18 protein-coding genes are annotated in these 13800 nt (G+C 68.1%); 4 read left to right on the forward strand and 14 right to left on the reverse strand.

Going from position 1 to position 13800, the window contains the following annotated elements; translation table 11 throughout:
- The first annotated feature begins 27 nt into the window (after positions 1-27).
- On the forward strand, positions 28-1326 hold the full coding sequence (locus PTT45_RS08500) for a phospholipase (protein WP_273812667.1): 1299 nt from the start codon (positions 28-30) through the stop codon (positions 1324-1326).
- Here PTT45_RS08500 and PTT45_RS08505 read toward each other — a convergent pair.
- The 13 genes from PTT45_RS08505 to PTT45_RS08565 all read right to left on the reverse strand — a co-directional run bounded on the left by PTT45_RS08505 (position 1323) and on the right by PTT45_RS08565 (position 10647).
- The gene (locus PTT45_RS08505) at positions 1323-3056 is read right to left on the reverse strand and encodes an N-acyl-D-amino-acid deacylase family protein (RefSeq protein WP_273812668.1); all 1734 of its coding nucleotides are present in this window, start codon (positions 3054-3056) and stop codon (positions 1323-1325) included. The genes PTT45_RS08500 and PTT45_RS08505 overlap by 4 nt on opposite strands.
- Positions 3057-3148: 92 nt before the next feature.
- Positions 3149-3469 (reverse strand): DUF2025 family protein, encoded by a 321-nt coding sequence (locus tag PTT45_RS08510; protein WP_043309387.1) that lies wholly within the window; start codon positions 3467-3469, stop codon positions 3149-3151.
- A 106-nt stretch (positions 3470-3575) separates the two neighbouring features.
- Entirely contained in the window at positions 3576-4274 is a 699-nt protein-coding gene (locus PTT45_RS08515) for a polysaccharide lyase family 7 protein (RefSeq protein ID WP_273812669.1), read from the reverse strand.
- Between the two features lie 177 nt (positions 4275-4451).
- Positions 4452-4583 (reverse strand): hypothetical protein, encoded by a 132-nt coding sequence (locus tag PTT45_RS08520; RefSeq protein ID WP_273812670.1) that lies wholly within the window; start codon positions 4581-4583, stop codon positions 4452-4454.
- Positions 4584-4709: 126 nt separating this feature from the next.
- Positions 4710-5114: an NUDIX hydrolase gene (locus tag PTT45_RS08525; protein ID WP_273812671.1), complete on the reverse strand. Its 405-nt coding sequence runs from the start codon at positions 5112-5114 to the stop codon at positions 4710-4712.
- Entirely contained in the window at positions 5111-5299 is a 189-nt protein-coding gene (locus PTT45_RS08530; protein ID WP_273812672.1) for a hypothetical protein, read from the reverse strand. Before PTT45_RS08530 ends, PTT45_RS08525 begins: the two co-directional genes overlap by 4 nt.
- A gap of 9 nt (positions 5300-5308) precedes the next feature.
- Complete coding sequence (locus PTT45_RS08535; RefSeq protein ID WP_273812673.1) at positions 5309-6010, reverse strand: YebC/PmpR family DNA-binding transcriptional regulator; 702 nt, start codon at positions 6008-6010, stop codon at positions 5309-5311.
- 81 nt (positions 6011-6091) lie between these two features.
- Positions 6092-6454, reverse strand: coding sequence for a hypothetical protein (locus PTT45_RS08540; protein WP_273812674.1), 363 nt, complete (start codon positions 6452-6454; stop codon positions 6092-6094).
- A gap of 60 nt (positions 6455-6514) precedes the next feature.
- Entirely contained in the window at positions 6515-7300 is a 786-nt protein-coding gene (locus tag PTT45_RS08545; RefSeq protein WP_273812675.1) for a class I SAM-dependent methyltransferase, read from the reverse strand.
- A 97-nt stretch (positions 7301-7397) separates the two neighbouring features.
- Complete coding sequence (locus PTT45_RS08550) at positions 7398-7679, reverse strand: peptidylprolyl isomerase (RefSeq protein WP_273812676.1); 282 nt, start codon at positions 7677-7679, stop codon at positions 7398-7400.
- A gap of 63 nt (positions 7680-7742) precedes the next feature.
- Positions 7743-9698 carry an AAA family ATPase gene (locus PTT45_RS08555; RefSeq protein ID WP_273812677.1) on the reverse strand — a complete coding sequence of 652 codons (1956 nt, stop codon included), beginning with the start codon at positions 9696-9698 and terminating at the stop codon, positions 7743-7745.
- Positions 9699-9897: 199 nt separating this feature from the next.
- Complete coding sequence (locus tag PTT45_RS08560) at positions 9898-10041, reverse strand: hypothetical protein (protein ID WP_273812679.1); 144 nt, start codon at positions 10039-10041, stop codon at positions 9898-9900.
- Positions 10042-10068: 27 nt separating this feature from the next.
- Positions 10069-10647, reverse strand: a complete 579-nt coding sequence (locus PTT45_RS08565; RefSeq protein ID WP_273812680.1) for a GNAT family N-acetyltransferase — start codon at positions 10645-10647, stop codon at positions 10069-10071.
- A gap of 235 nt (positions 10648-10882) precedes the next feature.
- On the opposite strand from PTT45_RS08565, the gene PTT45_RS08570 reads away from it, so the two are divergent.
- The 3 genes from PTT45_RS08570 (at position 10883) to PTT45_RS08580 (ending at position 12912) form a co-directional block, all read left to right on the forward strand.
- Entirely contained in the window at positions 10883-11140 is a 258-nt protein-coding gene (locus PTT45_RS08570; RefSeq protein ID WP_273812681.1) for a transmembrane sensor/regulator PpyR, read from the forward strand.
- Entirely contained in the window at positions 11127-12311 is a 1185-nt protein-coding gene (locus PTT45_RS08575) for an NnrS family protein (RefSeq protein WP_273812682.1), read from the forward strand. Before PTT45_RS08570 ends, PTT45_RS08575 begins: the two co-directional genes overlap by 14 nt.
- Positions 12312-12456: 145 nt before the next feature.
- Complete coding sequence (locus PTT45_RS08580; RefSeq protein ID WP_273812683.1) at positions 12457-12912, forward strand: hypothetical protein; 456 nt, start codon at positions 12457-12459, stop codon at positions 12910-12912.
- Here PTT45_RS08580 and PTT45_RS08585 read toward each other — a convergent pair.
- Complete coding sequence (locus tag PTT45_RS08585) at positions 12896-13723, reverse strand: class I SAM-dependent methyltransferase (RefSeq protein ID WP_273812684.1); 828 nt, start codon at positions 13721-13723, stop codon at positions 12896-12898. The two genes, PTT45_RS08580 and PTT45_RS08585, sit on opposite strands and share 17 nt — an antisense overlap.
- Positions 13724-13800: the final 77 nt, after the last annotated feature.

Genomic DNA, 13800 nt, shown 5'->3' on the forward strand with positions numbered 1-13800 from the left:
CGATTCGCCTCACGCATCGGAGCCGCCGTGAAGTCACTCGTTGCCCTGTCCTGTGCCGGCCTGCTGGCCGGCCTGTCCAGCCATGCCCTGGCCTGGTCCAACCACTCGCTGGGCAGCCTGCTGTCCCTGCAGGATCAGCCCGAGCTGCGCCAGGAGGTCAAGGTGGAGCCGCTGGAGGCCTTCCTCAGCGACCAGGCGCCGGCCATCGAGCAGTTGCTGGACGAGCAGGAGCGCTACGCCCGCGAGCACTTCTCCTACTACCCGGCGCGCCCGGACGAGCTGCGCTGGCAGGCCGCTGGCGCTGGCGATCGCCGCACCGCCTTCCTCCAGGCCCTGCGCATCAACCCGGATATCAAGCTGGCCAGCTTCATCCAGCAATTGCCTGGGCAGGATGCCGGCGGCCGGCCGCTGCTCGGCGGCCAGGACGTGCTGGTGTTCCACAAGGTCGGCCCCTGGACCAACTGGCGCTACCTGGCGCTCAAGGATGGCGAGCAGGTGAGTGCGCTGCAGGTGCTGGCCAGCGCCGCGGACGAGCCGGACTATGGCCATGACATCAACCTGTTCAGCGACAACCCCGGCGCCGTCGGCCAACGCTACAACTTCGGGCCGCAGCCGTTCGGCGATGCACGCTTCGAATACTCCTCGCAGGCGCCGTTCCACATCGGCTACTACCACGAGTCGTCGCTGATCTTCACCGCCGCGCCGTACCTGGCGCAGACGCTGCCGCACTGGCGCGTGTACCAGTACAGCGGCCTGGCGCGCCTGGCCTTCAGCAGCGGCCATCCGTATTGGGGCTACCGTTTCCTCGGCTGGGCCATGCACTACCTGCAGGACCTGACCCAGCCCTACCACGCCAGCGTGCTGCCGGGAGTGAGCACCAGCGGCATGGTGCTGATCGCGGCCAAGGCCGAGGCCGGCTACCCGGAAGACCGCGAGGCGGCGATCAAGCGCGTGGCCGACCGGCATACCGCCATCGAGCAGTACCAGTTCGACCGCATGCAGGCGCTGCTCGGCGAGGGACAACTACAGGCGCCGCTGTTGACCGCCTATGCCGACCGCGCCGGCGACGACGCCTACCCGCCGTTCGACGTGGACTACGCGGCCCAGGTGGTGGCGGCCGAGTCGCATGATCGCGCCGATGAGTTCGACGGCCTGATCGGCGAGTGGATGGCCCGTGGCAGTGCCGCCCAGGGCTTCAGCGAGGGCAACCAGCTGCAGCAGGTGCAGCCCGACCCGGCGCTGGAGAAGCTGCTGGTCGAGCTGTTCCGTCACTTCGGCGCGCACAGTCGCAATGCCTTGCGCGCCGTGGAGCCAGTAAAACCCTAATTGGCGCGCAGGAACTGGCCGTAGCCGCGGGCCTGGCCGAGGTCGGTGGCGAACTCGCCATCGCGATAGGCGATGCGCCCGTTGATCAGCGTGGCGCGTACCGCCTCGCCACGGTTGACCATGCGCCGCAGGCCGTCGAAGCCTTCCATCTCGTCCTCGTGGTAGGCCTCCAGGCTGGCGTCCAGGTGCTGCGGGTCGACGATCACCAGGTCGGCGCGGCGATCCAGCGCCAGCCTGCCGGCATCGACGCCGAACCACTCGCCCAGCTCGCCGGTCAGGCGCCAGATGGCCTGTTCGATGGGCATGGCCGGCTTGCCGCGTGACTCGCCGTCGCGCACCAGCTTGAGCAGGCGCACGGCGAAGTTGTAGAAGGCCATGTTGCGGATATGCGCGCCGGAGTCGGCGAAGCCGATCAGCGTGGCCGGCTCGGCCACCAGTTTCTCCACGACCTTGGGCCGGTGGTTGGCGATCATCGTGCGCCAGCGCAGGCGCGGGCCGTGCTCCACCAGCAGGTCGAGGAACAGGTCGCCGGGATGCATGCCGCGGGCGCGGGCCAGCTCGCCGACGCTGTGCCCGGCCAGCGCCTGGTCCGGGCAGTCGACGATCCAGGCGTCGTCGAAGTCGCGGTGCCAGACGCGCGGGCCGAAGCGCTTGTCGACGTCCTCGCGAAAGCGCCGGCGGTATTCCGGGTCGCGGAACAGCTCGCTGCGCAAGTCCTGGCTGGCCAGGTGCAGCGCTGCCTCGCCACTGGGGAATTCCTCGAAGACCACGAACTCCATGCCGTCGGCATAGGTGACGAAGGGCACCGGCAGGGTCTGCCAGCGGAAGTCGGCGCGGGTCAGGCGGCTCAGGGTGCGCGTCAGCGGGCCGAGGATCGGCGCCAGCCAGGGATCGGCCTTGACGTCCATCAGGGTGATCAGCGTGGTCTTCAGCGGCTTGCGCAGCAGGCCCATGCTCTCCCACAGGAAGGCGAACACGTTGAGCTTGGTCACCAGGTTCGGCGCGCCCTGGTGGATGCGCCCGCGCTTGCGCAGCACGCGATTGAGGCGCACGTATTCGCGCCAGGGCGCGTACACCGAGGGCAGCGACTTGGAGCGCTGGCGCTCGCCGTCCAGCTTGTCCCAGGGGTTGGTCATGCTGGAGAGGCCGAGCAGGCCGGCGTCCAGCGCCTCGTCCAGCAGGCGCTCCATCTGCTGCAGTTCGGCGTCGCTGGGACGCACGCTGGCGTCCACCGCGCGCTCCAGGCCGAGCACGGCCACGCGCAGGTCGGAATGGCCGAGGAAGGAGCAGATGTTCGGCCCGAGCGGGTGGTTGTCGAGGAAGGCCGCATAGTCGGCCGGGGTGTTCCAGGTCTTGCGTGCCTGCAGCAGCGGCAGCACGTGTTCGCGCGGCACCGACTCGACGCGGGTGAACATGTCCGAGCAGTCCTCGGCGCCGGACAGCACCATGCTGATCGAGCAGCTGCCGATCATCACCGTGGTCACCCCGTGGCGCACCGACTCGCGCAGGGCCGGGGCGGCCACCAGCTCGGCGTCGTAGTGGGTGTGCATGTCGATGAAGCCGGGCATCACCCACTGGCCGCGGGCGTCGATGGTCTGATGCGCGCCTTCCTCTAGCGGCTCGCTGCTGATCGCCACCAGCTTGCCGCCGCGAATGCCCAGGTGGCGGATGGCGCCGGGGGCGCCACTACCGTCGAAGAACAGGCCGTTGTTGATCGCCACATCGAACATGCGTGCCACTCCTTTCTTGTTGTGGCCTCAAGCATAGGAAATGGCACGCCCGTACATATCGGACAAAAACGCAGAAGCTCAGGTCGTTTCGGTCAAGTCTTGCGCCGTTCGGCGATGATTTCCGGCAGGTCGCAGCGGTGCAGGTACACGCGCAGCGGTTCGGTGATGTTCAGGCGATCGTCGATGCGCTGCTCCAGCAGCAGGCCCAGGCGCTCGCGGCTGAGGGTCATCAGCGCGCCCTTGAGCGGCTGCCAGACGAACTCGGCGCAGGGCTGGATGGTCTCCTCGGGCACGTCCAGGCCGAAGGAGTCCTCGCTGAAGCGCACGATGTGCAGGCCGTTCTTGCTGTTGAGTCCGACCAGGCCCTGCAGGGCGTCGGCGGCGGAGCAGATGGTGGACGAAGTGATGCTCATGCAAACCTCCTGTCTGGATAACGGGCCTGCACAGCCGGCCCAAGGTGTCGCCGGCCATCCTAGGCGATGGCCGGCACGGGCCGTGTTGCTCTGGGTCAATGCCGGCTCAGGGTCGGCGGTGCTCGCTGTTGAGGTGGTAGAAGGTCGCGCGGCCGCCCTCGGCGCTGCTGCCGTAGTTGTCCTGGGCGTAGGCGCCGGCCTTGAAGTAGAGCGGCTGGCGGCTCCAGCTGGAGGCGATCTGGCGGTAATAGGCGCCGTTGTCGTCGTCGCTGTACACGGTGATGCCCAGGCGGCCGCTGGCGGTCAGGCGCAGGCGGTAGGCGAAGCGCTCGTTCAGCGTCACGTTGTTGACCAGAGCGATGTTCTGCACCTTGGCATCGTCCGGGTGCTTGCGCACCAGCGCCTCGATGCGCCCGCTGTTGAGCTCCGGGCGGAAGTGGTACTGCAGCTTGACCAGCGGTTCGCCGACATCGCCGGGGCGGTTGGTGCTGTGGATCTGGCCGATCACCAGCTTGTTCTTGCTCGGTACCTGGTTGATCGTCAGCACGGCGCTGAGCAGGTTGTCGGCATCGCCGTGGTACCAGTTGCGCAGCTCGCCGTTGGGCCAGGTCTCGCGCAGCTCGCTGCGCGGGTAGCGCGAATTGGCCGTGTGCGAGCCGTTGACCGGTACCCAGAAGCGCACGCTGCGGTCGTTCTGCGGGCGGAAGTACTGGCTGCTGTAGCCCTTGTTCAGGCGCTGGGTGCTGATCAGCGTGGCGGATTCGGTGGCGGGGATGGTCAGGTTCCAGGTGGTCAGGTCGAGCATCGGGTCCTCCTTGCGGCAAACGAAGCGGTCGGGGTTCCGACCCGTCTGTCTCGGGAAGTTCAGCGTTGCGCTCGGTTCTGGACGAATGGGTACTGGCGGCTGGCCAGACCGTTTTTGCGATGGCGCAAACGAAGCACCCGGCGTGGGCCGGGTGCGGAAGGGATCAACGGGGGAAGATCAACTGGAGGGGGCGTGACTACCCAGCAGGGTGGAGCCGGACTTCTTGCTGCGCTTGGCCAGGCGTTTTTCCTGGGCGCTTTTCAGAGGCTTCTTCTTCGCCTCCTTGTGTCTATCCAGACCTTTGCTCATGGCGTAATCCTCGGAAATGGGAGACTCAGTTCGAACGGATCGGGTCGACGGTCATCTCCACCTCCCAGGCTGCGCCAGCCTGCACGCTGTGATGCTCTGAGCATAGCTGCGAATGGCGCAGGCGGCTCAGGCAGGCGTCGGGTGGCGTAGGACTGGTAGCACGTGCAGGTGCAGCAGCGGCGCCAGGTCGGCAGTTGCGCTGGCGTCCAGCGAATGCCAGCGCAGCTCTTCCAGTTCGGCAGCGGGGCTGACGGGGTAGGGCAGGCGAGCGCGATAGATCTGGGCGTCGATCTCGGTATCGGCCTCGTTGGCGGCCGGTGCGCGGAAGCGACCGAGCGGGGTGAGGGCAGCCTCGTCGAGGCTCAGCTGCAACTCTTCGTACAGTTCGCGGCGCAGGGCGGCCAGCGGCGTTTCTTCCGCCTCGATCTTGCCGCCGGGCAGCATGAAGGCGTGGGTGTTGCGCTTGCGTACCAGCAGCAGGCGGCCGGCGTCGTCGAACAGGCAGACGGCGGCGATGTGGAGCAGTTTCATGTGTCGTTCAGGCGTTGCAGCTCGCGGCGGACCATGGCTGCGTATTCGGGCGGGGAGAGGCGGTACAGCTCGGCGGCCACCCAGTCCAGCCAGCGCGCGCCGAGTTCGGCGCGCTGCTGCAGCAGGCGCCGGGCTTCGGCCTCGGCGCGTGCAGCGTGTTGCTGGTGGAACTGGCTGCGGCTCACGCGTGGCGATTAGCCGGCGAGGCCGACGTAGACGTTCTGCACGTCGTCGTGGTTGTCGAGGGCTTCGAGGAAGGCTTCGACTTCTTCCATCTGCGCGTCGCTCAGGCCGCTGACCGGGTTCTTCGGGATGTAGCCGATCTTCGCCGAGTTGACGGTGAAACCATGCTCCGGCAGGGCCTTGCACACGGCGTCGAGGTCGGTCATCTCGGTGATGAACAGGGTGTCGCCTTCATCGGCCGGCTCGAAGTCCTGGGCACCGGCTTCGATGGCGGCCAGCTCCGGGTCGGCACCGTTGTCGGTGGAGGCTTCGATCATGCCGACATGGCTGAAGTCCCAGGCCACCGAGCCGGAAGCGCCCATCTGGCCCTTGCGGAACAGCACGCGGATTTCCGCCACGGTGCGGTTCAGGTTGTCGGTCAGGCACTCGACGATCACCGGCACCTGGTGCGGGGCGAAGCCTTCGTAGGTGGTGCGCTCGAAGTTGACGGTCTCACCGAGCAGGCCGGCGCCTTTCTTGATCGCGCGCTCCAGGGTGTCCTTGGGCATCGAGGCTTTCTTGGCCGCATGGACGGCGACGCGCAGCTTGGCGTTGGTGTCCGGATCGGCGCCGTTACGGGCGGCGACCATGATCTCCTTGACCAGGCGACCGAAAATTTTGCCCCTGGCGTTGGCTGCGGCTTCTTTAGGTTTGGCTTTCCACTGTGCGCCCATGACGGAGTTCTCGCGGGTTACGTCTGACGGAGCCCCGCATGACGGGGCGAACTGAGGGGGGTGATTCTAACGACTTAGCTTTCAGACGGCGATGGTGAACATCGGCAGGTAGAGCGTGACCAATAGCAGCACCAGGGCCAGCCAGGTGCAGGTGGTGGCCAGGCTGAGGGCGGTCGAGGCCCAGCGCCGACGGATGAACAGCCAGGCGCAGAGCGCGGCGAAGTTCAGGGCCAACACGCCGCGTAGCGCGGTCCAGATGCCCTGCGGGTGCTCGACCGCCCAGCGGCTGAGCCAGGGGATGTTGTCGCCGAAGCTGTCGAACAGTGGGCGGAAGCCCGGCAGGACGAGCCAGCCGCCATAGGCCAGGCCGGTTGCGGCGAGCAGGGCGAGGATGGCGAGGGCAATACGGAGTTTCGAACGGGGTGGGGCTGCGGCGCGGTCCATGCGGGGCTTCCTGAATAAGTCAGCTGCGCAGTGTCCCCACCCGGTGTGGAAAAGCAAGCCTCAGGGGCGTGGCCCGCTCGGCTTGACGAACAGCAGGGTCATGCGGTCCGGTTCGCCGACTTCCTGGTAGCTGGCCTTTTCCTGGCCGGGCTGCTGCGCCGGGCGGTCGCGGTCGTCGCGCGGGTTGCTGTGCATCTGCTCCAGGGTGGCGAGCACGAAGCCGGCATCCTTGGCCTTCTGCACCACATGGTCGGTGGGCAGGTAGCCGGTCTGCTCGGCGGCCTCGGGCTTGGCGCCGCTCTCCGCGCGGTAGGCCACCACGCCGAACTTGCCGCCGGGCTTGAGCACCTGGTACGCGGCTTCGTACATGGCGATCTCGTTGCCGGCGCCGGCCCAGTCCTGGGCGTCGTCGAAGCTCATCACCAGGTCGGCCGACTGTGGCTCGCCCAGTACCGGCGTCTTGCCGTCGAAGTCGTGGATCTTCACCCGGTCGTAGGGTTGGCCGGCCTTGGCCAGCTTGTCGCGCAGCGGTGCGTCGCCACCGCTGGCCAGCGCCACGGTGTACTGGCCCTTGTCACGCAGCAGGGGCGCGAGCAGCTCGCTGTACCAGCCGTCGCCAGGGCTGATCTCGATCACCGTCTGGCTGGCAGACAGGTCGAAGAAGCGCAGGGTCTCCATCGGTCGCCGGCCCGGGTCGCGCAGGCGATTCTCGGCCGAGCGCCAGTCGCCGGCGAGCACGGCATGGTAACGGTCATCGGTGATCTGCCCGGCGCTGTCGAGTGGTTCGGCGGCGTGGGCGCTCGCGGCAAGGAGCAGGGCGAGCAGGAGGGGGGAGCGGGCTGGCATGGGAGCATCCTCCGGGACGGCTTCATAGGTGAAGACAGCCGTCGGCGGCAGAACGCTCCCGCAATTTGCCCGGCCTGCCAGGAGCCGGGCGGGTGGATCAGTCCTGGCGGCTGGTGACTTCCACCAGGTGGTAGCCGAACTGGGTCTTCACCGGACCCTGGACCACGCCGACCGGGGCGCTGAACACCACCTGGTCGAATTCGCGGACCATCTGGCCGGGGCCGAAGGAACCGAGGTTGCCGCCGTCACGGCTGGACGGGCAGGTGGAGTTGTCCTTGGCGACCTGGGCGAAGTCGGCGCCACCTTCGATGGCGGCTTTCAGTTCGTTGCACTTGGCTTCGCTGGCAACCAGGATGTGACGGGCAGATGCGCGGGGCATGGTGGTATCTCCTTGAGTTAAGGCGCCCATTCTAGGGGCTGTTGCCGTTCCGATGCGACCGCTTCAAGCCATGCAGGGCCCGTCGTCCGGTGTCTCGTCGTCGGTCTGGGCCAGGTCGTACATGGGGTCGAAGCCCTTGTAGTCGCTGGCCGCGACACGTTCCAGGTGCGGCACGCTGCCGCCGTGCGGTACCTGCAGCGGCACCTCGAGCAGCGGTGCGATGGCCTTCAACACGTCCTCGCCGGGCACCGTCTCGTGTTCCAGCAGCGACCGGGTGATGCGCTCCAGCGCCGGGCGCAGGCGGCGCAGCAGCTCGGTGCACTGCAGGTTCAGCTCGTGCAGCAACTGATCCGCCGCCTCCAGCGCCTCGCGCGGGTCGCTGTCCAGGTGCGCCTCGCGCACCGCCTGCAGGCTGAGCAGCGAGCCCTTCGGCCCCATGCCCAGCGAGCCGACCATGGACAGCGCCAGCTTGCTGGCCTCGTGCAGGTCCTGGCCGGCGCCGGAAGAGACCTCGCGGAAGTGCAGCTGCTCGGCGACCCGGCCGCCCAGCAGCATCTGAATGCGCGCGCGCAGCTCCGACTCCAGGTGCAGGCGCTTGTCCTCGGTCGGCGTGACCAGGGTGACGCCGAGGGCCTGGCCGCGCGGCAGGATGGTGACCTTCTCAACGCGGCCGCAACCCAGCGCCGCGGCGACCAGCGCGTGGCCGGCCTCGTGCACGGCGATGCGCGTGCGCTCGGCCTCGGAGAGCGGGCTGACGCCGGCCGGCTGCTCGCCGATGCGGCAGGTTTCCAGGGCGTCGACGAAGTGCCGCATGGCCACTTCTGCGCTGGCGTCGCGGGCGGCAAGCAGGGCGGCCTGGTTGACGATGCTGGCGATGGCCGCCGGGGTCAGGCCGACGCTGTTGCGTGCCAGCTGGGCGAAGTCGAGGTCGGCGCTGGCGCGCACCTTGCCGGCGTACAGGCGCAGCAGTTGCTCACGCTCGGCAAGGCTCGGCAGGCCGACGACGATGCTGCGGTCGAAGCGCCCTTCGCGCAGCAGGGCCGGGTCCAGCGAGTTGGGGAAGTTGGTGGCGCCGAGCACCAGCACGCCGCTGTCGGCGGCGAAGCCGTCCATCTCGGTGAGGAACTGGTTGATGATGCGGTTGCTCTCGGCATCGCTGGCGCGGCTCTGCTCGGCGCGCCGGCCGATGCCGTCGATCTCGTCGATGAAGATGATGCAGGGCGCATGCTGGCGTGCGGTGCGGAACAGCGTCTTGACCTTGTGGATGCCGACGCCGAAGTACATCGAGGAGAAATCGCTGCCGGTGACCTGGATGAAATGCGCGTTGCACTCGCCGGCCAGGGCGCGGGCCAGCTGGGTCTTGCCGGTGCCGGGCTCGCCGGTGAGCAGCACGCCGCGCGGCGGCCGCGCGCCGAGGGCGGCGAAGGCGGCCGGGTCGCGCAGGTAGCGGGTCACGTCGCGCAGCGCCTGTTTGGCCTCTGCCGCTCCGACCACATCGGCGAAGCTGACGCCGGTCTGGTGCTTCAGTCGGGTCTGCGGGCGCAGTTTCCAGGTGGCCAGGCCGGCACCGAGCAGGATCAGCAACAGCAGCGGCCATTGCGCCAGCGCATCGCGGTACCAGGGGGCCTCGCCGTCGGTATCGAACAGGCCGACCGGGAACAGCGCGGCGCCATTGCCGTAGTCGCGCAGGATCATCTCGCCGACGCGCCCGGACTGGTCGGCCAGCCAGTAGCGGCGGCTATCCAGGGTGCTGACGTAGACCGCCTCGTCGCTCAGTGCGGCGCTGGCGATGCGCGCGCCACGCATGTCGCCGACCAGGGTCGAGAGGTCGGCGCGCTGCGCCGTCCACGGGCTGGCGTCATGTTGCAGCTCGGCCAGCATGCGGCTGGCGACATCGCCGGCCGGCGCAGGCTGCGGGCGCTGGGCCCACCAGTAGCCGCCGGCGGCGAGCAGCAGGACGACGAGAAGAGAGGCGACACCCAGCGGGCGCCGATGGCGAACGAGAAAAGGCTTGGTCATGGTGATCCCGGAATTCGTGACACAGCGCCCACGGACGGGGCGAATCCAGGCGGCATCGAGTCTCCGCTCGCGAGGGGCCGCTGACAGCAATCAGCGATTCGGCACGCGAGCGAATTATCGGCACCCGGGCTGGTGGATTCAGGGATGAGGGACGAACGGGGCTACCGCCGGTCGACCTAGCGCAGCGGTAACGAAGCGGCTATTTCGGCAGCAGCGGGCCTGGTTCGGGCACCGGGGCGGGCAGCGGCGCGACCTCTTCGAGGTTCTCCAGAACCTCTTCCGGCAGGTCCTGGCCGGTGGGGGAATCGTCGTTGTCGTGGGGCAGGGGTTCGTCGTCGGCCATGGTCGGGCCTCTCGCAGGGTTACCCAGTTAGGGCTCCGTCGCGGCGCCAGGGTTCCCGCGAGCGTTGTGCGCCAGCCATTCCTCGCGGGTGATCTCCCACAGCTCGGAGGGCAGGCGCCCGCTGACGTAGTTTTTCTCGATCACCTCCACCAGGCGCATGCCGCCGCGGGCGGAGATGCGGCTGGAGGCGATGTTGGGCACGGCCTTGGGCGCACGCAGCACGGGGCGCTGCAGCACCTCGAACCAGTAGGCGGTGGCCGCCGCGCAGGCTTCCTGCATCAGGCCCTGGCGCTGGTGGCGTGGGTCGAGCCAGAAGCCGCGGTTGTTGTCCGGTTCGTCGCTGAGGCTGATCACGCCGATCAGGGTTTCCGGCTGCGCCGTCAGGCGGATGCTCCAGTGCCATTCGCGGCCCTCGCGCATGGCCGGCAGCGACACGTCGCGCATGAAGCTCAGGGCGCCATCGGCGGGGTAGGGCCAGGGCACGCGGTCGGCCAGGTAGCGGACGATCTCCCATTGCGGGAATAGCGCCTGGATGGCTGGCGCATCGGCCAGCTGCAGCGGGCGCAGGGTCAGGCGCGGGGTAGTGAGGGTGGCAAGGCTGGACATCCTGCGGCTCCGTTCGACTGTCCGTGTCGCTGCATGCTGCCAGCAGGAACCCGGTTTTTGCCAGTTTTGCTGTCGTTTTGACCTTGCCGTGTCGATATGACTCTGTGCGAAGGCTGTGTCATTTCGACATGTAATTTATAAGTTATTGATTATATTGAATATATTTTCTGGCACGAGTCCTGATATGGAAATGGCAAAGGGGCTTTTCGCCCCGACTCTCAAGGGAGACGCCGCCATGATCGAGTACCTGAGCTGCCCGCAGAATGTCCTGAAAGTGTCCACGCAATTGCTGATCGCCGGCATGCTCATGCTGCTGGCGGGTATCGGCGCCGGCTACGGCATGGAGGGTCAGCTGAGCATCCCGGCCCTGGTGATCGCCCACTCCGGCGTGGTCGTCGGCCCGACGCTGCTGAAGATCGGCTATGTGATGCGCCTGATCGCCCAACACTACCTGCGTAAACAGGAAGGCGAGGCCTGCTGTGCAACTGCTTGATCGCAACACTGCCCTGGCCGTGGCGCCGATCTGGCGCCTGGGCTTTCGTCCGTTCTTCCTCGGTGGCGCGCTGTTCGCCCTGCTCGCGGTAGCGCTGTGGGGCGCGGCGCTGGCCGGGCATGCGAGCCTGCAGCCGCTGGGCGGCCTGCTGGCCTGGCACCGCCACGAGATGCTGTTCGGCTTCGGCCTGGCGATCATCGCCGGCTTCCTGCTCACCGCCGTACAGACCTGGACCGGCCTGCCCAGCCTCTCCGGGCGCCCCCTGGTCGCACTGTTCGGCCTCTGGGTCGCCGGCCGTCTGGCCTGGTTCCTGCCATTGCCGCTACTCGCCCTGGCCGCCATCGAACTGGCCTTTGCCGTGGCGCTGCTGTTCGCCTTCGGCCGCCTGGTGTTCCTGGCGCGGCAGAAGAACAACGCGCCGATCGTCGTGGTGCTGGCGCTGCTCGGCGCCTGCCAGGGGCTGACCCTGTATGGCCTGGCCCTCGGTGATGACGGTCTGCAACGCCGTGGCGCGCTGGCCGCGCTGTGGCTGGTGGCGGCGCTGATGGGCATCATCGGCGGGCGGGTGATTCCGTTCTTCACCCAGCGTGGCCTGGGGCTGCCCAGCCAGGCGGCGGCCAAGCCCTGGTTGATGTGGAGCCTGCTCGGAGGCTCGCTGGTTATCGCTGCGCTGACGGCCGCCGGCATCAATCTGCAGGCCGCGCCGCTGCTGGCGCCGTTGTTCCTGGCGGTGGCCGGCCTGCACGGCTGGCGCCTGCGCCTGTGGTACCACCCTGGTATCTGGCGTGTGCCGCTGCTCTGGTCACTGCACCTGGCCTATGCCTGGATGGCCGTGGCGGCGCTGGGCATGGCGCTGTGGCACCTGGGCCTGTTGCGGCAGCCGAGCCTGGCCAGCCATGCCCTGGCGGTCGGTGCCATGGGCGGCCTGATCCTGGCCATGCTGGCTCGCGTCAGCCTCGGTCACACCGGGCGCCCGCTGACGCCTCCGCGCGCCATTAGTTGGGCCTTTGCTCTGCTGCACGGCGCCACGCTATGCCGCGTACTGCTGGCCGGCGTAAGTGTCTATGGCCTGTGGCTGGCGGCGGCCGGCTGGTGCCTGGCCTTCGTCATCTTCCTGCGCCATTACGCGGCGATGTACTGGAGCGCGCGGGTCGACGGCCATCCGGGCTGAGGCGGCAAGCCCTTGCCCCGACCGGCAAGGGCTTTCCTGTCCGGGCCGTCGAAGAAACAGGGTGAACCCTTCAAGAATGCGGTCTGCAGCGATGTGGCCCGCATTCTGCAAACGCAGGGGCAACGGACTTCTGCAGGGACCCGCCATGACTACCATCAACAGCACTTCGCCGCTGGCCAGCTACCTCGCCAGCGCCAGCAAGACCACCGCCACTTCGGCTGGCACCCAGGAAAAGGCCAGCGAGGGCTCCAGCGATCCGATCGCCGAGCTGCGTCGCCTGGCCAACCTGATGGTGGCCCGCAGCGAGGGTGGCCTGCTGCGCGCGCTGAACGGCGGCGGCAGCCTGCAATCCGGCGCCAGCACCGCCACCAGCGGCAATCAGACAAGTACCGGCAGCAGCGGCAAAATCCAGCTGCCGGATGTCGCCGACATGGATCGCGACGGTGCCGCCAAGCTGCTGGAACAAGTCAACAAGCTGATCGACGCCGGCCTCGGCGACAGCACCAGCTTCGTCGGCGCCAAGGATGGTCAGCAGACCAACTCGCTGACCACCTACCGCGACTGGTTGCAGGAGAAAGGCGGCATCAGCATCTACGTCTGATCGCCTGCAGCGTGTAACTCAGCGGCACACGCTCGCGGCCGCTGTGCAGCCGCCATTCCTCGTCGGTACCCATCTCCATCTGCCCCGGCAGCGCCTCCCAGGGGATGCTGTCGTGTTCCTCCAGGCCGCTGATATCCAGGCCGTGGCGCAGCAGGGCGGTGACGATCTCGCCGAGCCCGTGGTTCCACTCGTGGGTGACGGTTGCCGTCAGCGCCCGCTCGGTCTGCACGTAGGTGCTGTCGTCGTCCCACACCATCGGCTGCACGTGCTCGAAGTAGGGGTGGCGAATCACCAGCTCGTTCTGGCACTCCTGGTCCAGGGCGAACAGCAGCGGATGTCCTTCGCGCAGGAACAGGCGCCCGCCCGGCTTGAGCAGGGTGGCGACGTTGCGCGCCCAGTCGTCGATGCGCGGCAGCCAGTTCAGTGCGCCGATGCTGGTGTAGACCAGGTCGAAGCTGGCCGGCGGCAATACGCTGGCGGCGTCATAGACCGAGGCCTCGACGTAGTCGATCTGTGCGCCAGCGCGCTGCGCCAGGCGGCGTGCCTGGGCCAGCGAGGCGGGGGAGAAGTCCAGGCCGCTCATCTGCGCGCCGAGGCGCGCCAGCGACAGGGTGTCGGTGCCGATATGGCATTGCAGGTGCACCGCGCGCAGGCCGGCGATATCGCCCAGGCGCGGCAGATCGAAGCGCACCACGCCAGAGAGGTGGGCCGGATCGCTGGCGAAGATTTCCGCCTGGTAATCCGGCGAGGCGGCGTGCAGGTCGGCGCGCTCGTCCCAGTTAGCGCGGTTGATAGCGAAGGACTTGTCCATGGCAGCACTCCATTGCTCGGGAACGCGACGGTAGTCTGCTGGTCTTCACCCGGCAAGCCTGGCATTTCCTGCCGCCG

This window comes from Pseudomonas sp. Gutcm_11s, assembly GCF_028649395.1.
Taxonomy (GTDB): domain Bacteria; phylum Pseudomonadota; class Gammaproteobacteria; order Pseudomonadales; family Pseudomonadaceae; genus Aquipseudomonas.

Bases quoted from the DNA above. Each gene is read 5' to 3' on its own strand.
- PTT45_RS08570 (WP_273812681.1), top strand. From the start codon at position 10,883: ATGATCGAGTACCTGAGCTGCCCGCAGAATGTCCTGAAAGTGTCCACG.
- PTT45_RS08505 (WP_273812668.1), bottom strand. From the start codon at position 3,056: ATGTTCGATGTGGCGATCAACAACGGCCTGTTCTTCGACGGTAGTGGC.
- PTT45_RS08585 (WP_273812684.1), bottom strand. From the start codon at position 13,723: ATGGACAAGTCCTTCGCTATCAACCGCGCTAACTGGGACGAGCGCGCC.
- PTT45_RS08515 (WP_273812669.1), bottom strand. From the start codon at position 4,274: ATGCTCGACCTGACCACCTGGAACCTGACCATCCCCGCCACCGAATCC.
- PTT45_RS08545 (WP_273812675.1), bottom strand. From the start codon at position 7,300: ATGCCAGCCCGCTCCCCCCTCCTGCTCGCCCTGCTCCTTGCCGCGAGC.
- PTT45_RS08555 (WP_273812677.1), bottom strand. From the start codon at position 9,698: ATGACCAAGCCTTTTCTCGTTCGCCATCGGCGCCCGCTGGGTGTCGCC.
- PTT45_RS08535 (WP_273812673.1), bottom strand. From the start codon at position 6,010: ATGGGCGCACAGTGGAAAGCCAAACCTAAAGAAGCCGCAGCCAACGCC.
- PTT45_RS08560 (WP_273812679.1), bottom strand. From the start codon at position 10,041: ATGGCCGACGACGAACCCCTGCCCCACGACAACGACGATTCCCCCACC.
- PTT45_RS08510 (WP_043309387.1), bottom strand. From the start codon at position 3,469: ATGAGCATCACTTCGTCCACCATCTGCTCCGCCGCCGACGCCCTGCAG.
- PTT45_RS08565 (WP_273812680.1), bottom strand. From the start codon at position 10,647: ATGTCCAGCCTTGCCACCCTCACTACCCCGCGCCTGACCCTGCGCCCG.
- PTT45_RS08520 (WP_273812670.1), bottom strand. From the start codon at position 4,583: ATGAGCAAAGGTCTGGATAGACACAAGGAGGCGAAGAAGAAGCCTCTG.
- PTT45_RS08580 (WP_273812683.1), top strand. From the start codon at position 12,457: ATGACTACCATCAACAGCACTTCGCCGCTGGCCAGCTACCTCGCCAGC.
- PTT45_RS08550 (WP_273812676.1), bottom strand. From the start codon at position 7,679: ATGCCCCGCGCATCTGCCCGTCACATCCTGGTTGCCAGCGAAGCCAAG.
- PTT45_RS08540 (WP_273812674.1), bottom strand. From the start codon at position 6,454: ATGGACCGCGCCGCAGCCCCACCCCGTTCGAAACTCCGTATTGCCCTC.
- PTT45_RS08525 (WP_273812671.1), bottom strand. From the start codon at position 5,114: ATGAAACTGCTCCACATCGCCGCCGTCTGCCTGTTCGACGACGCCGGC.